Genomic DNA, 21,406 nt, shown 5'->3' with positions numbered 1-21,406 from the left:
CATCATGGCCCGATATAGTTGATCATGCCCTGCTGCGGATCGGGCGTATCGGGACGCCAGCGCACCGACCCGAAAGGCCGTTCCAGCCGCCGCCGGACGCGCAAAACGCCCGGCCTGCTGTGAAAGGAACTGGCGTGCGACTGGATGTCCTTGTCCGCCTGGGTGAAGCGTTCGCGCATGTGCAGATAGTCACCCCAGGTCGGGCATTGATAGCGTTCGGTCCATTGGGCCGGATCGGCAATGTCGCGCGAAATGGACCAGTTGAACCCGCCATTGCGCAGCCGGGTGCGCTGGACCTGCAACATCGCGCCGTAGAAATCACGCGCCCGTTCGGGATCGACTTCATAGTCTATTTCAATGATGATCGGTCCTGACCGGCCGGTCAGCGCCATGCCGACTTCAGGTTCGTTACCGAGCAGGAAGGGTTCGACATCCGATTCCTTGGTGTCGGGCAGGGGCAGCAGCAGGCCGATGATCGGCAGCGCCGCCAGCGCAAGACCAGACAGATAGAGCGCACCATCGACCGAAGCCAGGCCTGCGACCCAACCCCACAGGGCCGCGCCGATCGCGATGCCGCCTGTCAGCGCCGAGGAGAAGAGTGAGAGCGCCCGCGCAGTCACCCAGCGCGGGGCGGACAACTGGACCGCGACGTTGAACAGGGCGATGGTCAGGATATTGGCCCCGCCCGCGATGAACAGTGCGAAACAGGTGAGCGGCACCGAGCGGCTGAAGCCAGCGAGCGCCAGCGCCGCGCCGCTGATCAGCGCCAGCAGCGTCACGGTCCGGTGGGTGCCGAGCCGTTCCCGGCAGGGCGCCACCAGCAAGGCGCCGCCGACCGCGCCCAGCCCGCCTGCGCCCAGCAGCAGGCCAAAGGTGCTGGCATCGCCGCCCAGCAGATGCTTGGCGATCAACGGCGCAAGCGCGGACGAGGATGCCCCCGCCAGACCGAAGAGGAAGGCGCGCACCAATACCGTGCGGATCGGCGCGGCGTGGAGGGCGTAGCGCGCGCCGGACACGATCGCGCGGTGGATCTGTTCGGGCGGCAGGCGTGAGGAGATATGGCGGCGCTGCCAGAGGAAGAAGGCGATGAACAGCGGCAGATAGCCGATGGCGTTGACGGCGAAGGCGGCATGAGCGCCCGCCGCCAGCACGATGACACCGCCAATCGCCGGACCGAAGCTGCGCGCGACATTATAGCTGATTGTGCCGAGCGCGATGGCGGCGGGCAGATGATGCGGGCCGACCTGCTCGCTGATCGAGGATTGCCAGGCGGGCGAATAGAGCGCGACCCCCGCACCGATGAGCGAGCAGAAGGCCAGCAGCATCAAGGGCGAGCTATGGCCGGACCAGGCGAGCAAGGTGAGGATGGTCGCGCAGACCATGGAGAAAGCGAGGCCCACCATGGCGATGCGCCGCCGGTCGAACATATCGGCCAGCGCACCAGCCGGCAGCGCCACCAGCATCAGCGGCAGCATCAGCGCGCTTTGCACAAGAGCCACCATGCCGGGCGACGGGGTGAGCCGGGTCATTTCCCATGCCGCGCCGACGCCCAGGATCAGCTGGCCGAAATTGGACAGCAAGCTGGCGCTCCAGATACGGCGGAACACAGGTTCGCGCAGCGGCGCAAAAGTGCCGCCCGATGACCGATCATGCCCGCCACTCGCCATCCTGCCTCCTGCGCTTTTTGATCCCGACCCACCTTGGGCAGCGGGCGGTCCTGCCGTCCACCCTGCACGCCCCGGCCCGTCTGATCAATCGCCCATGCGATTGGGAATGTGCGCCTTCCATGCGATAGCAAAGCCAGCAATCTACGGGAGACGAGCCTTGGCAGAGGCCTATATTATCGACGCGGTCCGCACCCCACGCAGCATCGGCAAATTGGGCAAGGGCGCGCTGTCGCATCTGCACCCGCAGCATGTCGCCGCGACCGTGCTGCGCGCGATCCGCGACCGCAACGGCATCGATACCGCAGATGTGGACGACATCATCTGGGGGACCAGTGCGCAGATGGGATTGCAAGGCGGCGATATGGGGCGGATGGCCGCGCTCGACGCCGATTATGATGTGCGCGCATCCGGCGTCACGCTTGACCGTTTCTGCGGCAGCGGGCTGACCGCCACCAATCTGGCTGCCGGGCAGATCATGGCGGGGATGGAAGATCTGGTGATTGCGGGCGGGACGGAGATGATGTCGCACGTCATGTCCTATGGCCAGTCGTTGCGCGAGGCAGGCGTGCCATCGGTCGGTGGGCTTGGCACCGGCAATATGCGGTTGCAGGCCAAGCATCCCCAGTCCAACCAGGGCGTGGCCGCCGATGCGATTGCCGCGATGGAGGGGATCAGCCGCGAGCAGCTGGATGCCTTTGGCGCGGAGAGCCAGCGACGGGCGGGAATCGCTCTTAAGGAAGGGCGCTTTGCGCGGTCGACCGTGCCGGTGGTGGACGATGCTGGCACGGTGATATTGGACCATGAGGAATATCCCCGGCCCGACACCACGGCCGAGCAGCTGGCGCAGTTGAAGCCAGCCTTTGCCGCCTTTCTGGACATGCCGTCGCGCGCCGATGGGCCGACTTTCCGCCAGCTGATCAACCAGGTCTATCCCGATCTGGCGATTACGCCGCTGCATCATGCCGGGACATCGTCGGGCGTGGTGGATGGGGCGGCGGCGATCCTGCTGGCGTCGGCGGATTATGCGCAGCGCCACAGCCTGAAACCCCGCGCGCGGATCGTGGCGACCGCCAATATGGGCGATTGCCCGACGCTGATGCTGAACGGGCCGGTCCCGGCGGCGCGCAAGGTGCTGGCGCGGGCGGGGCTGCGGGTCGAGGATATCGACGTCTTTGAAGTGAATGAGGCGTTCGCGGTCGTGACCGAGAAGTTCATCCGCGATCTGGGCATCGACCGGGCGAAACTAAACCCCAATGGCGGGGCGATCGCGCTGGGCCATCCGATCGGTGCGACCGGGGCGGTGCTGATCGGCACGGCGCTGGACGAGCTGGAGCGGACCGGCGGACGTTATGGCCTGATCACCATGTGCGCGGCGGGCGGCATGGCCCCAGCGATCATCATCGAACGTGTCTGATCCAGCGCAGACCATCGCACCGGCTTGCAACGAGGACGGTTTCGTTTCGCCGCAATGGCGCTATGGTACGCGCTTCATGGCTGAACCGAATGACGATCTGCTGGCTGATGACGCGAAGGCGCTGATGCGCAACGCTTCGCTGAAGCTGGCGGTGATCGCGCGGCAGTTGCGGGCGCATTTCGACCAGAGCGTGGTGCGACTGGGTGTGACCCGGTCGCAATGGACGGTGATCGCGGTGGTCGCGCGCCACCCCGGCGCGACGCAGCGCACCATCGCCAATATGCTGGAAATTGCCGAAGCGTCTGCCGGGCGACTGATCGACCGGCTATGCGCCGAAGGGTTGCTGGAGCGGCGGGCCAAGGACGATGATCGTCGCGCCCATGCGGTGTTCCTGACCGAGGCAGGACAGGCGATCACGGCGCAACTGGCGGGGATTGCGCGCGCCAATGAGGAAGTGGCTTTTGCCGGTTTCGATCATGACGACCTGCACCGGATCAATGCGCTGCTGGATATGATTTCCGAGAATATCGCCAAGACGTGAAAAAGGCCGCTCCGGGTCAGGGAGCGGCCTTTTCAAAGGCGAAGGGCCAAAGCCCCTCCGATCAATGCGCGGTCAGCAGGTCGCGCTTCGACAGGTTGGTTACCAGCTTGCCATCGGCAGCAGCCAGGCTGGCGGCGGGGACGGCAACCATCTTGCCGTTGAGGATGATCTGCGCGGCGCCATCGGCACCGACGCGATAGACGGCGGCAAGGCGATCGCCCGACGCGGTGTAGAGCATCTTGCCCTTATATTCGGTGGCAATGGTCGAGGCCGAGGTCAGCTGCACCGCATCATCAGCGGCAGCGACCTGCGGCACGATGGCGGCAGTGAGTGAGACATAGGCGGCGATTTTGGCAAAACGGATCATGGTGAACCTCTGGGCATAAAAGGGAGAGCGATTCATTTAATACTAAGCCAGGTTAGTAGTTCGTCAAAAACATGTCAAGCTAGCTTAGTATTTTATTTTTGCATGTGCGAAGAAAAGGGGCGCGCCGCTGGTGCGACGCGCCCTGCAATCGGCGTCAGAATATGCGGCTGATCAGCGCGGCGGGAAGCGAATCGCGCCGTCGATGCGGAAGGTCTGGGCGTTGATGTAACTGTTGCGGGCCAACTCCATGGCGAGACTGGCAAACTCGTCGGGCTGCCCCAGCCGACGCGGGAACGGCACCGATTTTTCCAGATTTTCATACATAGGCGGGTTCATCTCCTTGAACCGCAGCATCGGCGGCGTGGCGAAGATGCCGGGCATGATCGCGTTAACGCGAATGCCCAGATCCATGAGATCGCGCGCCATTGGCAGGACCATGCCGTTGACCCCGGCTTTGAGCGATCCATAGGCGATCTGGCCGACCTGGCCGTCCTCCGCCGCTGCGCTGGACGTCAGGATGATGCTGCCCCGTTCATTGTCGGCCAGCGGATCGAGCGCGGCCATGCCGAGCGCGGAGATGGAGGCCATGCGGTAGCTGGCGACCAATATGCCCTGCGCGGACATTGCATAATCTTCGGTCGACAGCCGTTTGAAACCGCCGCTTTCCTTGTCTTTCGAGACAGTCTTGCCGCCCCTCGACACCATGGCGCAATGGACCAGCAGCCGTTCCTGCCCCTGGGTGGCACGGGCGCTGTCGAAGCCTGCGATCGCGCTTTCCTCAGACATGATATCTACACGGTGGAAAGTCGCGCCGACCTGCGCTGCGATGCTTTCGCCCTGATCCTGGTTGATGTCGAAGATCGCGACCTTCGCACCTGCAGCACGCAACGCTTTCACCGTGGCCAGGCCCAGGCCCGATGCGCCGCCGGTGACGATGGCGGAAAGCGAAGAGTCGATCAGCATGGCAATCCTTCCGGTATCTTATCCCGTCCGCTATCGGCCCGGATTTACCGGCGCTCAATCCCAGTTTTTCTGACCGCGCCGCATATCGTGGCGGCGTTGAGGCAGAGCTTTGCATCGCGCTAGCGATAGCCCGCACCCAACAGCCTGTCGGCTCTTGCGGCAACCGCCACAGCTTCTACCACTTTTAGGGATGAAGGCTGCGTTGCGCGGCGAATGAGGGGATGAGAATTTATGACCCAGGTCATGAAGGGTGTGCGCGTACTGGAAGTGGCGCAATTCACCTATGTGCCTGCCGCAGGGGCGATCCTGGCCGATTGGGGCGCGGACGTCATCAAGATCGAGCATCCGGTGCGCGGCGACACGCAGCGCGGGTTCCTGAACATGGGCGGGGTGACGCTCGATCCACTGCGCCATACCTTGTTCGAACATCCCAATCGCGGCAAGCGCAGCGTAGGCATCGACCTGTCCACAGCCGAGGGACAGGAAGTGCTTTACGAACTGGCCAAGACGGCGGACGTGTTCCTGACCAACTACCTGCCCCAGGTGCGGCAGAAGAACAGGTTTGACATCGAGCATATCCGCGCGGTCAACCCGAACATCATTTATGCCCGTGGCAGCGCGCTGGGCAACAAGGGGCCGGAGCGCGAAATTGGCGGCTTTGACGGCACCTGCTTCTGGTCGCGCAGCGGCGTCGCCTATGCGATGACGCCTGAAGCCCTGCCGGGTCCGCTGACCCAGGGCATTCCCGCATTCGGCGACTCGATCGGCGGCATGTTCATCGCCGGGGGCATTTCCGGCGCGCTGCTCCATCGCGAAAGGACCGGCGAGGCGACCGAACTGGACGTGTCGCTGCTGAGCGCAGCTTGGTGGGCGTCGGGCGCGCTGATTTCGCAGGTGATGGAAACCGGGATCGAGACGCGCAACGGGATGCCGGTATCGGGCGGATCGCTGCGCAACCCGTTCATGGGCAATTTCCGCACGTCCGATGGCGGCACCATCAACCTGTGCATGGTCAGCCCGACCGGCCTGATCGCCGATACCTTCGCGCATGTGGGCGTGCCGGAAGCAGCGGACGATCCGCGCTTCAAGGATGTGCTGTCGCTCATTGAGAATGCGGGCGCGGCGAGCGACATATTGGTCAAGGCATTCGCGCAAAAGCCCTTCGCCTATTGGCGGTCGCACCTGAAAACGATGAAGGGCCAATGGGCGCCGGTGCAGAGCTTTGCCGACCTGTTGACCGACGAACAGGCGCTGGCCAACGACATGATCATCGAGGTCGAGGGCGCCGATGGTGGCAAGCCATTGCGGCTGGTCCGTGGCCCGGTGCAGTTTGACGGCAAGCCGCTGGAAACCACCCGTGCGCCCCAGGCATCCGAGCATACCGAAATCGTGCTAATGGAACTGGGCGTCGAATGGGACCAGATCGAACAATGGAAAGCCAGCGGCGCAATTGCGTGACGCTTTGAAAGGCAGGATGGACATGAAGCCCGGAACGAAACTGAAAAGCGCGGTGTGCGATACCGAAGTGATGGTGATCCGCAGCGGCAATGGCGGCATAGAATGCGGCGGTGCGGCGATGGGCGAAGCGAAGCCCGATGCGATCGGCGCGCCGGACGCGGCCTTTGCCGCAGGCACACTGATGGGCAAACGCTATGTCGATGCGGCCGGGACGTTCGAGCTGCTGTGCGTCAAGCCGGGCAAGGGATCGCTGTCGGTCGATGGCGTGGCGCTGAGCATCAAGGATGCCAAGCCCCTGCCCGCGTCGGACTGACACCCACCCATGAACATCGCCCTTTTTCTGGAAATGGCCGCCGATACAGCGCCCGACCGTATCGGCCTGGTCTGTGACGGCCAGCGCTGGTCCTATGCCGATCTGCTGGCTGGCGCGCGCGGCGCGGCGGCGCTGATCCGCGACAGCGGCTGTGCCCATGTCGCGTTGCTGGACGAGAGCAGCGAGGCGGCGGCAATGGCGCTGTTTGGCGCGGCGCTGGCGGGCGTGCCCTATGTGCCGTTGAATTACCGGCTGGCGGACGCAGACCTTGGCGCATTGCTGGAGCGGATTACCCCGGCGCTGATCGTGGGCGATGTCGATCGGGTAAGGCGGCTTTGCCCGGCGGACAGCAATGTCGTGCTGACCCGCGCTGCCTTTGTCGAGGCGGCCCAGGCGCGCGCTGTGGATGCACCGAGCGAGGGCGAGGATGGCGAAGGGGTCGCGATCCAGCTGTTCACCAGCGGCACCACCGCCGCGCCCAAGGCGGCGATTTTGCGGCACGCGAACCTTGTGTCCTATATATTGGGGACGGTCGAATTTGCCGCTGCGCCGGAAGAGGATGCCGCGCTGGTCAGCGTGCCTCCCTATCATATTGCGGGCATCGCCGCTTTGCTCAGCTCCATCTATGCGATGCGGCGCATATTGATGCTGCCCGCTTTCTCGCCCGAAGCCTGGCTCGATCTGGCGGCAGGCGAAGGGGCGAGCAATGCCTTTGTCGTGCCCACCATGTTGTCGCGGATTATCGAGGCGATGGCGAAAGGTCATCGGCCAGACCTGTCCGCGCTGCGCGCGATCGCTTATGGTGGCGGCAAGATGCCGACCGAATTGATCCATCAGGCCCTGGACCTGTTTCCCGCAACCGGCTTCACCAATGCCTATGGGCTGACCGAGACCAGTTCGACCATCGCCCTGCTGGGACCGGACGAGCATCGCGCGGCGCATGGATCGGACGACCCGACCGTGCGGGCGCGGCTGGGATCGGTGGGCCGACCGCTGCCAACCGTCGAGATCGAGATACGCGACGAGGATGGCGCTGTGCTGCCGCCGGGTGAGCCAGGCGAAATCTATGTGCGTGGCGAGCAGGTGTCGGGCGAATATCGCGAACGCAGCGCGCTGGACGCCGACGGCTGGTTCCCGACGCGCGATGCGGGCTATATCGACGCGGATGGCTATCTGTTCCTGTCGGGCCGCGCCGACGATGTGATCGTGCGCGGGGGCGAGAATATCTCGCCCGGCGAAATCGAGGATGTGGTCATGACCCATCCGGCGGTGGCCGAAGCGGCGGCGGTCGCGATCCCGTCGCACGAATGGGGTGAGGCGGTCGGGCTGATCGTCGTGCCGCGCGCGGGGCATGATGCGCCGGGCGAGGAGGAATTGAAGCAGATGGTGCGCGCCCGGCTGCGGTCGTCGCGGGTGCCGGAACGGGTGCTGTTCGCCGACGCCCTGCCCTATAATGAAATGGGCAAGCTGTTGCGGCGGGAGATCAAGACGCTGTTTGCTGCCTGACATGCCGCGCCCGCTGACCCTGCCGCTGGCTGGATGGGCGGAGGGAGAGTTGCGGGCGATGGGGATGCCGGAGGCACTTACCGGCGCGATGCTGATGGGTGAGCGGGCGGCATTGAACGGCTTTGCCGTACCGGGCGCGGTATCGGCGGGGGGCGGATGCCGTCTATATGCAGCGCGCGACGGGCATGTCGCGCTGACGCTGGCGCGCGATGATGACCGGGCGATGCTGCCTGCGCTGTTTCAGGATGGCGGACTTGATCCCGACGATGAGGCGCAGATTGTGGCGGCCTTTCGTGCGCGCGATGGTGCGGCGCTGGTGGCGCAGGGGCGGATGCTGGGGCTGGCGCTTGCGCGTCTGGGCGAGGTGTCGGTTTCGCCGCCCTGTCAAGTTACAGCGGAGGGGCCGGTCAAGGCGCGGACGGTACCGTTGCTGGTTATCGACCTCTCAGCTCTATGGGCGGGACCGCTGGCCGCGCATCTGATCGGCCTGACCGGCGCGCGGGTGGTGAAGGTGGAGAGTCGCAACCGGCCCGACCGGATGCGCGAGGGCGATCCGGCGCTATTTGCGCGGATCAATCAGGACAAGGATAATGTCGCGTTGGACCTGCGCAAGGGGGCGGACCGGGAGGCGCTGGTCGCGCTGATTCGCCAAGCCGATGTGGTGATAGAAGCGGCTCGGCCACGCGCTTTGCGGCAATTGGGTGTCGACGCCGATGCGCTGGTGCGGTCGGTGCCTGGGCTGGTGTGGATGACGATTACTGGCCATGGCGCTGCCGCGGATGCGGGCGACTGGATCGGCTTTGGCGATGATGCCAGCGTGGCAGGCGGGTTAAGCGATGCGCTGATGGCCGCGAGCGGGCGGGTGGGCTTCGGCGGGGATGCCTGCGCCGATCCGCTGACCGGCATATATGCCGCGCGGCTGGCGCTGGAGCGGGTGCGCGACGGGCGGGCGGCGCGGATGATACTGTCGATGAGCGCGATCGTCGCCATGGTGCTGGACAGCGAAAGGCGGCGCGACGAGAAGGCGCTGATGACCGATCTACAGGCATGGGGCGCAGCGCAGGGACAGGCTTTTTCGGTGACGGATATGCGTCCCGCCGGGCGCGTGGCGGCCATGGGGCAGGATAATGACTTCTGGCTGGCGCGATGCTGATCCGGCGGGCCGAGATTGACGGGCGGACGCTCGCCGATGTGCGGATTGCAGGCGGGCGGATCGTGGCAATCGGGCAGCTTGCGCCGATTGATGGCGAGCGGGTGATCGAGGCGGCGGGCGGGGCGTTGCTGCCGGGGCTGCATGACCATCATATCCATTGCGCCGCGCTGGCGGTGGCGCGGGAGTCGGTGGCGTGCGGGCCGCCCGATATAGTGGACGAGGATGGTCTGGCGGCGGCGCTGGCCCGGCCCGGTGACGGCTGGCTGCGCGGGATCGGCTATCATGAGAGCGTGGCCGGGATGCTGGACGCGGAGCGGCTGGACCGCTGGGCGGGTGCGCGGCCAGTGCGGGTGCAGCATCGGTCGGGGCGCATGTGGTTTCTGAACAGCGCGGCGATGGCGCTGTTGCTGGGCAATGGACCGGTGCCGCCGGGGCTGGACCGGGCGACCGGGCAATTGTTCGATGCCGACCCATGGTTGCGCGATCGGCTGGGCAGCGTGCCGCCGGATTTTGCCGCGATCGGGGCGGAACTGGCGGCGATGGGGGTGTCGGGGGTGACTGACATGTCGCCCGCCAATGACGCGGCGATGGCGGCGCACTTTTCGGCAGAGCATCAGGGCGGGCGGCTGCCGCAGCGAGTCGTGCTGGCGGGAACGCTGGGGCTGTCGGATGCGCCATCCCTGCCCGGCATCATGATCGGCCCGGCCAAGCTGCATCTGCATGAACAGGCACTGCCCGATTTTGACGATTGCGTGGCCTTCCTGCGCGGCGGTCATGATCGCGGGCGGGTGGCGGCGATCCATTGCACGACGCAGACCGAGCTGGTGTTCGCGCTGGCAGCGCTGGGTGAGGCCGGGGTGATGCGGGGCGACCGGATCGAACATGCCGGGGTGACGCCCGATACGCTGCTGGCGGACATGGCCATGATGGGGTTGCACGCGGTCAGCCAGCCGCATTTCATCGCCGAGCGGGGCGACCGCTATCTGGCCGATGTCGATGTGCGTGACCGGCCCTTTCTCTATCGGCTGGGCGCGTTCATGAGGGCGGGCGTGGTGCTGGCGGGGGGAAGCGATGCGCCCTTTGGCAGCGCCGATCCCTGGGCGGCGATGCGCGCAGCGGTGTCGCGGCGCACGGCGGCGGGCGTGATGGTCGGGGTGGATGAGGCGCTGACGCCGGAGCAGGCGCGCGACCTGTTCCTGGCCGATCCGCTGGACCTGTCGCGGGTGCGGCGGGTGGAAGTGGGCGCGGCGGCGGATCTGTGTTTGCTGGACCGGGGTTGGGACGACGCGCGGACGCGGCTGGACGCGGGGGATGTCAGGCAGACGATCATTGACGGGTCAATCGTCCATGATGGCGTCGATCAGGCCCCAGTCGAGCGCCGTCGCGGCGTTGATCCGGCGGCCTGACAGGATCATCAGTGCCGCGCGTTGCCGCCCGATCCGGCGCGATACCGACACGCAGCCGCCCGCGCCGGGGATGATCCCCATCGCCAGTTCGGGCAAGTGGAACCAGGCGCTGGGGCTGGCGGTCAGGCGGGTGGCGAAGGCCGCCATCTCCAGCGCGGAGCCGACGCACGCGCCCTGCACATGGGCTTCGAGCCGGTCGGCGCAGCCTATGATCGCATGGGCGGGGAGCGTGACCATGCGGATGGCGTGGGCGGTCGCGGGATCGCGGGTGGTGCCAAATTCGGAGAGGTCGGCGCCGACCGAGAAGCTGCGCCCTGCCCCGTGCAGGCTGATGCGGGCGATGTCGCGGTCCAGCGCCGCCAGATCGAACGCCTCGCGCAGGCCATCGCGTAGCGTGCGGTCGATCGCGTTATGGGCGTGGGCGCGGTCCAGCGTGATGGTGAGCTGGTCGTCGGTGCGGTCCAGTTGGATTTCGCCGGGCGCTGCGGCGGGCACGGGGGTGCGAGTCGCCAGCCAGCGGGCATGGCCTTCACTGCCCTGAAGCAGGCCATAGGCCAGCGATTCGGCGACCAGCGCCGTGGCGGGGTCCATGCCTTCAATCAGGCGCAACAGCTGGACCAGTATGGCGGCGGCCCGTGGCTGGGCGGTGATGGCGGCGACGATCATGGCGAGCGAGGCGGGCGGTTCGATCAGCAGGTCGACGTCTTTGGCGCGGACATGGTCCGGGGTGCCAATGCCGATCAGCGGACAGGGCGGCAGATGCCAAGGCGTGGCGTCCTGCACGGTCGCCAGATCGACAATTGCATAGGGCGCACCCTCCCCGTCCCACGGGATCCTAAGGCATTGCGGGTCGATCGGGGCGGCGGGCGGCGTCATCATGGCAGGTTAGAAGCCCGTGCCGGTGTCGCAAACCGAAACATCCATTCATCGCCGTCGCGTTGCGCAAGATGGTTGGCGGGACGCCCTCCCCTGCCCCACTATCGGCCATGTCAGGGAGACAGGCATGAGCTTGCAGCAACGCAGCATTGACGCCTTGCAGCGTGACCCGGCGCTGCCGGCGATCGAATTTGAAGGGCGGTGGCATGACTGGGGCGCAGTGCGCCAGGTTGCCGATGCGGTGCAGGCGGCATTGATCGCTAGCGGGATCGGCGCGGATGCGCCCGTCGCCTTCGTGCCGCGCAACCGGCCCGCAGCGCTGGCCGCGCTGCTGGGATTGTTGGCGCAGGGGCGCACGATCCGTATGATCTACGCCTTCCAGTCACCGGGCGGGATTGCGCGCGATGTCGTCAAAGCCGCAGGATCGGCGCTGGTCGCTTTTGCCGACGATCTTACGCAAGCGGTGATCGACGCCGCACGGGACGAGGGCGTGGCGGTAATCGCGCTGGACGAGATGGCGGCGGCTCTGCGCAGTCCGGCGACGGGAGCGGCGTGTGAGCGGGCCGCGCCCGCCCACCCGCAGATCGAGATATTGACCAGCGGCACCACCGGCCCGCCCAAATCTTTTGCCGTCCCCTATGCCCTGATGGAGCAGCATTTTCTGGGGTCGCCGCTGACCCAGAGGCAGGGCGAAGATGTGCAGGCCGCGCCGCCTTTCCTGCTCTATTTTCCGATCGGCAATATTTCGGGCCTCTATTCCACCCTGCCGATGCTGATCCGGGGGCAGCGGATGCTGTTGCTGGAGCGGTTCACCATCGCCGCCTGGCACGACCATGTGCTGCGCTATCGCCCGGCCCATGCGGGATTACCACCCAGCAGCGTTCGCGGGGTGCTGGACGCGGATATTCCGGTCGCCAATCTGGCGTCGATCAAGGCGATCGGCTGCGGCGCAGCGCCGCTCGACCCCGGCGTGCAGCAGGCGTTCGAGGCGCATTATGGCATTCCCATCCTGCTATCCTATGGTGCCACCGAATTTGCCGGGCCGGTGGCGATGATGACGGCGCAGCTGCACGCGACATGGGGCAAGGCCAAGCGCGGGACGGTGGGCAGGGCGATGCCGGGGGCGCAATTGCGAGTCGTCGATGCGGACAGCGGGACGCCCCTGCCGTCCGATACGCCCGGATTGCTGGAGGTCATATCGCCGCGAATCGGGCCAGACTGGATTCGCACGTCGGACATGGCGCGGATCGACGCGGACGGATTCCTGTTTCTGCTGGGCCGGGCGGACGGCGCGATCATCCGGGGCGGGTTCAAGCTGCTGCCTGAGTCGATCGAACAGGCGCTGATGCTGCACCCGTCGGTCGCCGAGGCGGCAGTCATCGGCGTGCCGGACGCGCGGCTGGGGCAGGTTCCGGCCGCAGCGATCCGGCTGTCGCCTGCGGCCTCGGAGACCGACGCCGATACGTTGGCGGCGCATGTCCGGGCGCATCTGTTGGCGACGCATGTTCCGGTAAAATGGCGGTTTTGTATGGATTTGCCGCGCACCCCGTCGCTCAAGACAGATCGCATGGCGCTTCGCCGCCTGTTTGATGAAAGCGACAGCGAGCCGGACAATGAGACAATGAATATGACATAAACGAGACCATCTCATTTTTAATTGACAGGTCCGCCGCGTTAGTGAACACTACTGTTCATAAACCGGAGGAGAGGACCATGGCTCAAGTCGAGTCCAACAAGGCTAAGATCGCCAAGCGCGTCATCGAAGTGCTCGAATTCTTCGATGAGGATCATCCCCAGGCTACCGTGATGGACATTGTCCGCCGGTTCGACCGTCCCCAGTCCAGCACGTCTGAACTGCTGTCGAGCCTTGTGGACCTTGGCCTGCTGCACAAGGATCCCTGTTCGCGTTCCTATTCGCCCACCCCGCGCGCCGCGATGCTGGGGGCTGCCGTTCAGCCCAAGCTGGTGCGTGATGGCGCGCTCACTGGCCTGATCGACCGGCTGTCGGCACAGACCGGCCTTGGCGTGGCCGTGTTCGGCATGGTCGGGCTGAAGGCGCAGGTGTTCAACTGGCGCGTTGGCAAACGGACCTTCCGCACGGCCGGTCCTGCCGGTTTCTGCGGTGGCCAGCAGGATCATCTGTCCGATAGCGCCGCAGGCTGGCTGCTGCTGTCGACCATTGCCCAGCCGCGTCGCGACGGCATGATCCGTCGCCTCAATGCCGAAGCAAGCGCCGACCGCAAATTCCTGCCCACCGAAATGGCGGCGCAGGTCCAGGCCTGCCGCGATCATGGCTTTGCCACCGGCAAGGCAGGCTTCGGATCGATTGCCGACGTCACCGCCGTGCTGTTGCCCAACATGCCCGACGGCCAGCCGCTGGCCATTGGCTTTGTCTATGAACCGTCCGACCAGATCGATGCCGACAGCCTGCTGCGCACCCTGAACGAGGCGGTCCGTCGCTGCGTCGAGGAACCGGCACCTGCGCCCGTTTCCCCGCTGTTCGATGCCAGCCGCCAGACGATGGAGGCCAAGCATGGCTGATGTGAAAGACAAAGCGGACGAGGAACTGGCCGCATCCGCGCGCAAATATTGGTCGGCCGAAGGCTATACCGAGGGCGGCGTCATCCGTGAGGTCGATTATGCGTCCCAGTCCGGCGGGCTGGACCCGTCGCTTGCCGGAATCAAGATTGTCGATACCGACACGCATATCACCGAAGCGCCCGACCTGTTCACGTCGCGCGCGCCCGCTGCGCTAAAGTCCAAGGTTCCCTATGTGAAGCTGGACAATGACGGGGTGGAACGCTGGTATGTCGGCGACCGCAATTTCGGGTCTATGGGCGGCAATGTCATCCGTGCCGACAATAACAAGCTGCTGGGACGGCTGGCCTTCCCGAAGCTGGAGCAGGCCCATCCGGGTGGTCATCTGATCAAGGAACGATTGCAAGCGATGGACGATATGGGCGTCTATGCCCAGATCGGCTTCCAGAATTCAGGTGTGACCCAGGCCGGGTCGCTCATGTCGCTCGGCGATCCCGACCTCGCGCTGGCCATCGTCCAGATGTATAATGACGCATCCGCCGAATATCAGCAGGTGTCGGGCAACCGCATTTTCAACATGGGTCATCTGCCCTTCTGGGACCAGAAGGCGCTGGAGACCGAAGCCCGCCGTTGCTACGACATGGGCCTCAAGGGCTTCGTCCTGCCCGACACGCCCGAACGTGTCGGCGTGCCGAGCTTCCTGCACGATTATTGGACGCCGTTCCTGGAGATGTGCGAAGCGACCGGTATGCCGCTCAACTTCCACCTCAATTCCGCGGTCGATCCCAATACGCTGACCTGGGAAGGCTTTGGCTTTGAACAGACGTTGTCGGTGGTGGCGACGATGTTCTCGATCGGCAATGCCGCGACGCTGGGCAACTGGATGGTGTCGGGACGGCTGGACCGTCACCCGAAGCTGAAGATCGGCCTCATCGAAAGCGGCATGGGCTGGCTGCCCTTCGCGATCGAGGCGCTGGAGCATCAGTTCAACGAGATGCTGCCGACCAAGAAAGGCCTGCTCAACAAGCGGCCATGGGAATATTTCCGCGACCATTTCTGGGTCACCTTCTGGTTCGAGAAGGTCGGTCCCAAGCTGTTGCTGGAAACCATCGGCGTGGACAAGGTGATGTTCGAGACCGACTTCCCGCATCCCACATCGCTCTATCCCGGCGTGCAGGCGCATGTCGTCGATGTGCTGGGCGGCTATGACTATGCGGTCAAGAAGAAGGTGCTGCAGGACAACGCGACGACCATGTATAATTTGCCCTTCTGATTGAGGGCATAACCGGGGCGCTCTGTCCCTCTCTCCAGAGCGCCCCGCTTTTTTTGCGCCGTGCCGGATCAGGCGCGGGCGGCGGTGATGATTACTTCCACCTTATAGTCGGGCGTTGCCAGTTTCGCTTCGCCGGTGGCGCGCGTGGGGGCCGCGACGTCGGCGATCCAGGCGTCCCATACCGCATTCATTTCCGCAAAATCGGCGATGTCGGCCAGCCAGATGGTGGCGCGCAGGATGTGCGCCTTGCTGCTACCCGCCAGCGCCAGCAGACGGTCGATCTCGGCCAGAGCGCTCTGGGTCTGGGCGGTCACGCTGTCGCCTTCGCCGACCTGACCGGCCAGATAGACGGTGTCGCCATGAATGACCGCTTCGCTCATGCGCGGGCCGGTTTCGATGCGGGTAATGGTCATGCGTTTTCTCCTTGGAAATCAGCGCCGATAGCGGGCCAGCGCCAGATCGGCGGTTTCGATCGCGGGGGGTTGGCCGCCGATCAGGTCGGCGATTACCTGGCCCGACCCGCAGGCCATGGTCCAGCCCAGCGTGCCATGGCCGGTGTTGAGGAACAGATTGTCGATCGGCGTGGCACCCACCACCGGCGTTGAATCGGGCGTCATCGGCCGCAGCCCGCTCCAGAATGTCGCTTTGCTCAGATCCCCCGCGCCGGGGAACAGCGTGCCGACACTATGGTCAAGCGTGTCGCGGCGCGCCTGTGGCAGGTCATTGGTGTAACCCGACAGTTCGGCCATGCCACCCACGCGGATGCGGTCGCCCAGCCGGGTGATCGCGACCTTGTAGCTTTCATCAAGCAGGGTGGAGACCGGGGCGGCATCCGGCTGCACGATCGGCACGGTGATCGAATAGCCCTTCACTGGATAGACAGGCAGGCGCAGGCCGAGCGGAGCGAGGAGCAAGGGCGAGAAGCTGCCCATGGCGACGAGATAGGCGTCGCCAATCACGTCGCCTTCGTCAGTCACGACATGGCTGATGCGCCCGGCTTCGCGCGCCAGCCCCTTGATCGTGCGGCCCATCAGGAACTGGACGCCGCGCGCACGCGCCATGTCTGCAAGGGCATTGGTGAATTTGAAACAGTCGCCCGTCTCGTCATTGGGCAGGCGCAGACCACCTGCGATGGACGAAGCGCTGGCGGCGAGGCCCGGTTCGGCGGCGATGCATCCGGCGCGGTCCAGCACCTCGAACGGGACATTGTCGGCGCGCAGCACCTCAATATCCTTGGCGATGCCGTCGAGCTGCTTCTGTTCGCGGAACAGCTGGAGCGTCCCCTGGCTACGCTCGTCATAGCTGATGCCAGTGGCGGTACGCAGGGCAATTAGTTGGTCGCGGCTATATTCGGCGAGGCGCACCATCCGCCCCTTGTTGATGCGATAGTTGGCCGCATTGCAATTGCCGAGCATCGCGATCATCCAGCGCAGCATCGCCATGTCGACATTGGGGCGCAGGATCAGCGGGGCGTGCTGCATGAACAGCCAGCGCAGCGCCTTGGCCGGGATGCCGGGCGCAGCCCATGGCGACGCATAGCCGGGCGAGATTTCCCCCGCATTGGCGAAGCTGGTTTCCTGCGCCACGCCAGTCTGGCGATCGATCAGGACGACCTCATGGCCGGCCTGCGAGAGATACCAGGCGGAGGTGACGCCGATGACGCCGCCACCCAGAATGACGACCTTCATGCCATGATGCTCCTGTCGGGGGTGGCGACCGGCGCGGGCAGATAGGTGCGCGCATAGCGGTGGCCGAGCCGGGTCAATATTTCGTAGCTGATCGTGTCGGCCTGCGCCGCGACATCGTCGATCGTCTGGTGCGGGCCGATCAACTCGACCGGCGCACCGGCGTGAAGCATCGCATCGGGGACGTCGGTGACATCGAGCGCCATGCTGTCCATCGACACCCGCCCTACGATCGGCACGCGCACGTCGCCGATCCAGGCACTGCCCCGATTGCTCAGGTGACGCGGCCAGCCATCGGCATAGCCGACCGAAACGGTGGCAACGCGCGACGGGCGATCGAAACGGTGGGTCAGGCCATAGCCGACCCCTGCCCCCGCATCGACGGTGCGGAGCTGGACGATATAAGCGTCGAGCGCGACGACCGGCTGCATCGGGTTGGGCTGGCCATGGGGCGCGCCGCCATAGAGGGCGATCCCGGCGCGGACGATATCGCCATGACCCACACCCGATGTCATCGCGCCGCCCGAATTGTCGATCGAGCGGGGGATGCCGGGGAACTGGCTGGCGATGGCGTCAAAGGTGGCGCGCTGGCGCGGGTTGAAGGCGTCGTCGGGATCGTCGGCGCAGGCGAGATGGGTCATGACCAGCCGCAGGTCTATGCCGTCAAGCCGCTCAGGCAACTGGCGCAGTGTAGTTAAATCGTCCGGGGTCAGGCCGAGGCGGGCCATGCCGCTGTCGACCTGAATCACGCCCGGCAAGTGGCGGCCCTGTGTGCGGGCAAGGGCGGCCCAGCGGTCAATCTGTTCCAGCGCGTTGAGGACCGGCACCGCGCCGATCGCCGCGCAATCCGCTTCCGCGCCGGGCGGCAGGCCGTTGAGGATATAGAGGGTGGTGTCGGTCGGCAGATGCTGCTTCAGAGTCTCCGCTTCGCACAGATGGGCGACGAAGAAATGGCGGCAGCCTGCCGCATAGAGAGCAGCCGATACTGGGGCGGCACCCAGGCCGTAAGCGTCAGCCTTGACCACGCCCGCCACGCTGGCGGGGGCAACATGCCGGGTGATCAGCCGATAATTGGCCACCAGCGCGCCAAGGTCGATGCGCAAATGTCCCGCGGTCCCATGCTGCATCGCCATTCCCTTTCCGATCCCGCCGCAGTGTAAATCACGTTTGTGCGAATATCCACGCAATCAGTGGATGATTATTCGATATTTTCCGCCTATATAGCCGATTGTTTCAGGGAATTTGCATATATGGCCATGTCCTTCGACAATATGGATCGCGCGATTCTGCGCCTGCTCAAGCTGAACGCGCGGCGATCCAATGCCGAGATCGCGGCGGAGATCGGCCTGTCGCCGTCGGCCTGTCACCGCCGCATCCGCCAATTGGAGGCCGAGGGCTATATTCGCGGTTATACCGTGGTCGCGGGCGGGCGCGACGACAACAGGCTGGTCAATGTGCTGGTGCAGGTGACACTGGACCGGCAGACCGAGGATCATCTCGCCCGCTTCGAACATGCGGTGCGGCAATGCCCGGAAATCCGCGAATGTTTCCTGATGACCGGCGCGGTCGATTATTGGCTGCGGGTGGAGGCGGACAGCGTGGACGCCTATGAGCGTATCCATAGCGAGATATTGTCGCGAATGCCCGGCGTGACCCGGATCAATTCCAGCATCGCCATGCGCGACGCGCTGCGCCCGCGCCGCAGCAAGGGGTGAGGGGCTGAACACGGATAGCATATAGGTTGGATCATGCGATTTCGCCGTCTCGACCTTTAATTTGCTGGCGGTGTTCGAGGGGCCGATGCATCTGAGCTGGCCTGCGATGAGTGCGGCGCTGATGGTTGTTCGACGAGGCAGTGGAGATTTTCCTGCCAGATGGCACGATGATCGCGCGGGTTCCATCGCCCGCTTGAAGGGCTGCTGGTCTAGAGCCCATGGCACAAAGGACAGATTGTCCTGCTGTGCGACGGCGTCCATGCAACGACTCCCCATTTGGGGCAAGGGGCGGGCATGGCGATCGAGAATAGTCTGACGCTGGCCGACAAACTGTCGCGCTATCATGATCTTGAAACGGCGCTGATTGCCAATCCGGACCGGCGTTTGAGCGCTGCGCCTATATCGTGCGCGAAAGCCTGGCGATCTGGCACGGCCAGACTGGTCAGGGAAAGCTGGTCGACAACGCCAAAGCCGCCCGTGCCATGTTGGAGACCGTCGCGCAGCCGCTCTGAAGCGCGCCGATTTTTCAGGAGTCTGCAATGATGAGCCGCCAATTCATCGACCTGTCGATCACGCTCGACAATGATGTGGTGTCCGACCCGCCCTTCATGCGGCCCAGCATCACTTATCAAACCCATGGCGATACGGTGCAGGAATTGCAGCATTTCTTCCCCGGCGTGACGGCGGAGCAGACGCCGGATGGAGCGGGTTTTGCGGCAGCCGAGTGGGTGACGCTGACCACGCATAATGGCACACATCTCGACGCGCCCTATCATTATCATCCGACCATGGATGGCGGCCAGCGGGCGATCACGATCGACGAGGTGCCGCTCGACTGGTGTTTCCGGCCGGGCGTGAAGCTGGACTTCCGCCATTTTGCCGATGGCTATGTCGTGACCGCCGCCGATGTCGAGGCGGAGCTGGCGCGGATCGGCCATGATCTCCAGCCGCTCGACATCGTGCTGGTCAACACCGCGGCGGGCCAGGCGCTCGGACGGCCCGACTTCGTCAACGTCGGCTGCGGCATGGGCTATGAGGCGACCATGTACCTGACCACTCGCGGCGTGCGCGTGACCGGCACCGACGCATGGAGCTGGGACGCGCCCTTTGCCCATACCGCGCAGAAGGTGAAGGAAACGGGCGACACGTCGCTGATCTGGGAAGGGCATAAGGCAGGCCGCGACATCGGCTATTGCCATCTGGAAAAGCTGCACAATCTGGAAGTGCTGCCGCCCTACGGCTTCACCGTCAGCTGCTTCCCCCACAAGATCAAGGGTGCGTCGGCGGGCTGGACCCGCGCCGTCGCCATTATCGAGGTATAAGCACTGCCGCCTAGCGGAAGCCGATGGCCCAGGTGCAGGCGGCGGCGACGAGCAGGCCGATCACGGCTTTCCAGGGTGAGCCGGCAGGCAGCGCCTTTGCTTGCTCGACCGGCATAGTGCCGCGGCCATGGATCATCGGGCCGATCAGATTATGGCGCAGGCGCAGCAGATAATAGAGGATCGCGACGATGTGGAGCGCGACCAGCGCGAGCAGCAGGTTGAACAACAGGCCGTGCAGATCAGCGGCCATCCGCCCCTGATCGAAGCTGACATAATCGGCGAGGGGACCGGATTCCAGACCGTCCACATCCACCGCGAACAGGCCTGCCGTCACCATCGCGATCAGGCTGACAAGCATCAGCAATACGCTCCAGCCGCCGACCGGATTATGACCGGCGGTGGCACGATAGGGGCGCGTCCTGAGATTGCGGAGATAGGCGAAGGCCGTGCGGGGGCTGCGCACGAAATGGACGAAACGGGCCGTCCCGCTGCCCACAAATCCCCAATAGAGGCGGAAGATCAGCAGGAAGAGGATGGCGTAGCCCGACAGGCGGTGCCATTCCATCTCATGCCGCTCGCCGCTCCACCAGGAAAAGCCCAGCAGGCCGACGAGCAGCCAGTGGAACAGGCGGATATAGATATCCCAGACAAGTGGGCGTCGGGATGCGTCGGTCGGCATGGCGGGATCGCTCAGCTGTCGGCGCGGAACTGGCGATGGCAGGCGGCGCAAGTGCCGCCAGTCGCCTTGCCCTGGGCGCGGATGGCGTCGGCATTGCCGCCATTGACGATGCCGACCAGCTTGCCCGATTCGACGACCAGCTTCGCCATCTGGCCGTCAAAGGTCGCGCGATCGGTCCAGATATTGGGCAGCGCGTCGGTGGGGACGCCTGCCGTCGGGCCACTGCCTGCCGGAAACAGCCGGGACTGATCGCGCGCGGTGGCGGCGATCGTCTGGGCCGCAGCGACCATTGCGGCTTTCGCCGGGGCGTCGCTCTTGAGCTGGTCGTTCAGCGCCTTCATCGCTGCGCCCATTTTCTTGTATCCGGCCTGCCGCGCGACGACCGCTGCCTTGGGCGAGGGCGCGGCGGCTGGGGCGGCTGTCAACGGTCCCGCCAGCATCGGCAGGCCGATCAGCGAAAATCCCAGCAGCGCAAGCATTGGGCGGCGGAAAGACGGTGATTTGGTCATGCGATAATCTACCCTGCTTTT

21 protein-coding genes are annotated in these 21,406 nt (G+C 65.1%); 12 read left to right on the top strand and 9 right to left on the bottom strand.

The features are described from left to right. Nucleotides 1–2: 2 nt before the first annotated feature. Nucleotides 3–1,667: an MFS transporter gene (locus Q0D44_RS08760; RefSeq protein WP_294135441.1), complete on the bottom strand. Its 1,665-nt coding sequence runs from the start codon at nucleotides 1,665–1,667 to the stop codon at nucleotides 3–5. 157 nt (nucleotides 1,668–1,824) lie between these two features. Between Q0D44_RS08760 and Q0D44_RS08755 the strand changes: the two genes are divergently transcribed. Continuing rightward, nucleotides 1,825–3,081, top strand: coding sequence for an acetyl-CoA C-acetyltransferase (locus Q0D44_RS08755; protein WP_294135439.1), 1,257 nt, complete (start codon nucleotides 1,825–1,827; stop codon nucleotides 3,079–3,081). 76 nt (nucleotides 3,082–3,157) lie between these two features. Further along, nucleotides 3,158–3,622: a MarR family transcriptional regulator gene (locus Q0D44_RS08750; protein WP_294135437.1), complete on the top strand. Its 465-nt coding sequence runs from the start codon at nucleotides 3,158–3,160 to the stop codon at nucleotides 3,620–3,622. A 61-nt stretch (nucleotides 3,623–3,683) separates the two neighbouring features. On the opposite strand, the gene Q0D44_RS08745 is transcribed toward Q0D44_RS08750, so the two are convergent. Then, a complete protein-coding gene (locus Q0D44_RS08745; protein WP_294135435.1) occupies nucleotides 3,684–3,989 on the bottom strand; it encodes a hypothetical protein in 306 nt (101 codons plus the stop codon). 171 nt (nucleotides 3,990–4,160) lie between these two features. Beyond that, nucleotides 4,161–4,952, bottom strand: coding sequence for an SDR family oxidoreductase (locus Q0D44_RS08740; RefSeq protein ID WP_294135433.1), 792 nt, complete (start codon nucleotides 4,950–4,952; stop codon nucleotides 4,161–4,163). Nucleotides 4,953–5,183: 231 nt separating this feature from the next. Between Q0D44_RS08740 and Q0D44_RS08735 the strand changes: the two genes are divergently transcribed. Genes Q0D44_RS08735 through Q0D44_RS08715 form a run of 5 tightly spaced genes read left to right on the top strand, consistent with a single transcriptional unit; the run spans nucleotide 5,184 to nucleotide 10,788 of the window. Then, nucleotides 5,184–6,410 carry a CoA transferase gene (locus tag Q0D44_RS08735; RefSeq protein WP_294135432.1) on the top strand — a complete coding sequence of 409 codons (1,227 nt, stop codon included), beginning with the start codon at nucleotides 5,184–5,186 and terminating at the stop codon, nucleotides 6,408–6,410. A 22-nt stretch (nucleotides 6,411–6,432) separates the two neighbouring features. Next, nucleotides 6,433–6,723 (top strand): hypothetical protein, encoded by a 291-nt coding sequence (locus Q0D44_RS08730; RefSeq protein WP_366009287.1) that lies wholly within the window; start codon nucleotides 6,433–6,435, stop codon nucleotides 6,721–6,723. A 9-nt stretch (nucleotides 6,724–6,732) separates the two neighbouring features. Continuing rightward, nucleotides 6,733–8,229 (top strand): fatty acid--CoA ligase family protein, encoded by a 1,497-nt coding sequence (locus Q0D44_RS08725; protein WP_294135429.1) that lies wholly within the window; start codon nucleotides 6,733–6,735, stop codon nucleotides 8,227–8,229. Between the two features lies 1 nt (nucleotide 8,230). Continuing rightward, nucleotides 8,231–9,382 (top strand): CoA transferase, encoded by a 1,152-nt coding sequence (locus Q0D44_RS08720; RefSeq protein ID WP_294135427.1) that lies wholly within the window; start codon nucleotides 8,231–8,233, stop codon nucleotides 9,380–9,382. Next, nucleotides 9,376–10,788, top strand: coding sequence for an amidohydrolase family protein (locus tag Q0D44_RS08715; RefSeq protein ID WP_294135425.1), 1,413 nt, complete (start codon nucleotides 9,376–9,378; stop codon nucleotides 10,786–10,788). Before Q0D44_RS08720 ends, Q0D44_RS08715 begins: the two co-directional genes overlap by 7 nt. Here Q0D44_RS08715 and Q0D44_RS08710 read toward each other — a convergent pair. After that, on the bottom strand, nucleotides 10,720–11,667 hold the full coding sequence (locus Q0D44_RS08710) for an enoyl-CoA hydratase/isomerase family protein (protein ID WP_294135423.1): 948 nt from the start codon (nucleotides 11,665–11,667) through the stop codon (nucleotides 10,720–10,722). The genes Q0D44_RS08715 and Q0D44_RS08710 overlap by 69 nt on opposite strands. 124 nt (nucleotides 11,668–11,791) lie before the next feature. Between Q0D44_RS08710 and Q0D44_RS08705 the strand changes: the two genes are divergently transcribed. The 3 genes from Q0D44_RS08705 to Q0D44_RS08695 all read left to right on the top strand — a co-directional run bounded on the left by Q0D44_RS08705 (nucleotide 11,792) and on the right by Q0D44_RS08695 (nucleotide 15,475). Next, nucleotides 11,792–13,300, top strand: coding sequence for a long-chain fatty acid--CoA ligase (locus Q0D44_RS08705; RefSeq protein ID WP_294135421.1), 1,509 nt, complete (start codon nucleotides 11,792–11,794; stop codon nucleotides 13,298–13,300). A 77-nt stretch (nucleotides 13,301–13,377) separates the two neighbouring features. Beyond that, nucleotides 13,378–14,205: a helix-turn-helix domain-containing protein gene (locus Q0D44_RS08700; protein ID WP_294135419.1), complete on the top strand. Its 828-nt coding sequence runs from the start codon at nucleotides 13,378–13,380 to the stop codon at nucleotides 14,203–14,205. Next, nucleotides 14,198–15,475, top strand: coding sequence for an amidohydrolase family protein (locus Q0D44_RS08695; protein ID WP_294135417.1), 1,278 nt, complete (start codon nucleotides 14,198–14,200; stop codon nucleotides 15,473–15,475). Before Q0D44_RS08700 ends, Q0D44_RS08695 begins: the two co-directional genes overlap by 8 nt. A gap of 68 nt (nucleotides 15,476–15,543) precedes the next feature. Here the strand turns inward: Q0D44_RS08695 and Q0D44_RS08690 are convergent, their stop codons facing one another. Genes Q0D44_RS08690 through alr form a run of 3 tightly spaced genes read right to left on the bottom strand, consistent with a single transcriptional unit; the run spans nucleotide 15,544 to nucleotide 18,293 of the window. Continuing rightward, a complete protein-coding gene (locus Q0D44_RS08690; RefSeq protein ID WP_294135415.1) occupies nucleotides 15,544–15,888 on the bottom strand; it encodes a RidA family protein in 345 nt (114 codons plus the stop codon). An 18-nt stretch (nucleotides 15,889–15,906) separates the two neighbouring features. After that, nucleotides 15,907–17,163 carry a D-amino acid dehydrogenase gene (locus Q0D44_RS08685; RefSeq protein WP_294135413.1) on the bottom strand — a complete coding sequence of 419 codons (1,257 nt, stop codon included), beginning with the start codon at nucleotides 17,161–17,163 and terminating at the stop codon, nucleotides 15,907–15,909. Then, nucleotides 17,160–18,293 carry an alanine racemase gene (gene alr / locus Q0D44_RS08680; RefSeq protein ID WP_294135411.1) on the bottom strand — a complete coding sequence of 378 codons (1,134 nt, stop codon included), beginning with the start codon at nucleotides 18,291–18,293 and terminating at the stop codon, nucleotides 17,160–17,162. The genes Q0D44_RS08685 and alr overlap by 4 nt, the downstream gene beginning before the upstream one ends. A gap of 117 nt (nucleotides 18,294–18,410) precedes the next feature. On the opposite strand from alr, the gene Q0D44_RS08675 reads away from it, so the two are divergent. Together Q0D44_RS08675 and Q0D44_RS08670 are read left to right on the top strand one after the other, a co-directional pair. Next, nucleotides 18,411–18,875 (top strand): Lrp/AsnC family transcriptional regulator, encoded by a 465-nt coding sequence (locus Q0D44_RS08675; protein WP_294135409.1) that lies wholly within the window; start codon nucleotides 18,411–18,413, stop codon nucleotides 18,873–18,875. A 542-nt stretch (nucleotides 18,876–19,417) separates the two neighbouring features. After that, entirely contained in the window at nucleotides 19,418–20,197 is a 780-nt protein-coding gene (locus Q0D44_RS08670) for a cyclase family protein (protein WP_294135745.1), read from the top strand. 10 nt (nucleotides 20,198–20,207) lie between these two features. On the opposite strand, the gene Q0D44_RS08665 is transcribed toward Q0D44_RS08670, so the two are convergent. Both Q0D44_RS08665 and Q0D44_RS08660 read right to left on the bottom strand, forming a co-directional pair. Then, nucleotides 20,208–20,876 (bottom strand): cytochrome b/b6 domain-containing protein, encoded by a 669-nt coding sequence (locus Q0D44_RS08665; RefSeq protein WP_294135407.1) that lies wholly within the window; start codon nucleotides 20,874–20,876, stop codon nucleotides 20,208–20,210. Nucleotides 20,877–20,887: 11 nt separating this feature from the next. Further along, the gene (locus Q0D44_RS08660; protein ID WP_294135405.1) at nucleotides 20,888–21,385 is read right to left on the bottom strand and encodes a cytochrome c; all 498 of its coding nucleotides are present in this window, start codon (nucleotides 21,383–21,385) and stop codon (nucleotides 20,888–20,890) included. Between the last annotated feature and the right edge of the window lie 21 nt (nucleotides 21,386–21,406).

Origin of the sequence: Sphingobium sp., from assembly GCA_023266575.1 — a bacterium.
GTDB lineage: Bacteria > Pseudomonadota > Alphaproteobacteria > Sphingomonadales > Sphingomonadaceae > Sphingobium.
The sequence above is the reverse complement of the archived record's forward strand: the minus strand, read 5'-3'. Positions and strand labels throughout refer to the sequence as shown.

Excerpts from the sequence above, each read along its gene's own strand:
- Q0D44_RS08690 (WP_294135415.1), bottom strand. The coding sequence starts at position 15,888 with ATGACCATTACCCGCATCGAAACCGGCCCGCGCATGAGCGAAGCGGTC.
- Q0D44_RS08735 (WP_294135432.1), top strand. The coding sequence starts at position 5,184 with ATGACCCAGGTCATGAAGGGTGTGCGCGTACTGGAAGTGGCGCAATTC.
- Q0D44_RS08710 (WP_294135423.1), bottom strand. The coding sequence starts at position 11,667 with ATGATGACGCCGCCCGCCGCCCCGATCGACCCGCAATGCCTTAGGATC.
- Q0D44_RS08665 (WP_294135407.1), bottom strand. The coding sequence starts at position 20,876 with ATGCCGACCGACGCATCCCGACGCCCACTTGTCTGGGATATCTATATC.
- Q0D44_RS08685 (WP_294135413.1), bottom strand. The coding sequence starts at position 17,163 with ATGAAGGTCGTCATTCTGGGTGGCGGCGTCATCGGCGTCACCTCCGCC.
- Q0D44_RS08675 (WP_294135409.1), top strand. The coding sequence starts at position 18,411 with ATGGCCATGTCCTTCGACAATATGGATCGCGCGATTCTGCGCCTGCTC.
- Q0D44_RS08745 (WP_294135435.1), bottom strand. The coding sequence starts at position 3,989 with ATGATCCGTTTTGCCAAAATCGCCGCCTATGTCTCACTCACTGCCGCC.
- Q0D44_RS08725 (WP_294135429.1), top strand. The coding sequence starts at position 6,733 with ATGAACATCGCCCTTTTTCTGGAAATGGCCGCCGATACAGCGCCCGAC.
- Q0D44_RS08695 (WP_294135417.1), top strand. The coding sequence starts at position 14,198 with ATGGCTGATGTGAAAGACAAAGCGGACGAGGAACTGGCCGCATCCGCG.
- alr (WP_294135411.1), bottom strand. The coding sequence starts at position 18,293 with ATGGCGATGCAGCATGGGACCGCGGGACATTTGCGCATCGACCTTGGC.
- Q0D44_RS08660 (WP_294135405.1), bottom strand. The coding sequence starts at position 21,385 with ATGACCAAATCACCGTCTTTCCGCCGCCCAATGCTTGCGCTGCTGGGA.
- Q0D44_RS08730 (WP_366009287.1), top strand. The coding sequence starts at position 6,433 with ATGAAGCCCGGAACGAAACTGAAAAGCGCGGTGTGCGATACCGAAGTG.
- Q0D44_RS08700 (WP_294135419.1), top strand. The coding sequence starts at position 13,378 with ATGGCTCAAGTCGAGTCCAACAAGGCTAAGATCGCCAAGCGCGTCATC.
- Q0D44_RS08705 (WP_294135421.1), top strand. The coding sequence starts at position 11,792 with ATGAGCTTGCAGCAACGCAGCATTGACGCCTTGCAGCGTGACCCGGCG.
- Q0D44_RS08720 (WP_294135427.1), top strand. The coding sequence starts at position 8,231 with ATGCCGCGCCCGCTGACCCTGCCGCTGGCTGGATGGGCGGAGGGAGAG.
- Q0D44_RS08760 (WP_294135441.1), bottom strand. The coding sequence starts at position 1,667 with ATGGCGAGTGGCGGGCATGATCGGTCATCGGGCGGCACTTTTGCGCCG.
- Q0D44_RS08670 (WP_294135745.1), top strand. The coding sequence starts at position 19,418 with ATGAGCCGCCAATTCATCGACCTGTCGATCACGCTCGACAATGATGTG.
- Q0D44_RS08740 (WP_294135433.1), bottom strand. The coding sequence starts at position 4,952 with ATGCTGATCGACTCTTCGCTTTCCGCCATCGTCACCGGCGGCGCATCG.
- Q0D44_RS08750 (WP_294135437.1), top strand. The coding sequence starts at position 3,158 with ATGGCTGAACCGAATGACGATCTGCTGGCTGATGACGCGAAGGCGCTG.
- Q0D44_RS08715 (WP_294135425.1), top strand. The coding sequence starts at position 9,376 with ATGCTGATCCGGCGGGCCGAGATTGACGGGCGGACGCTCGCCGATGTG.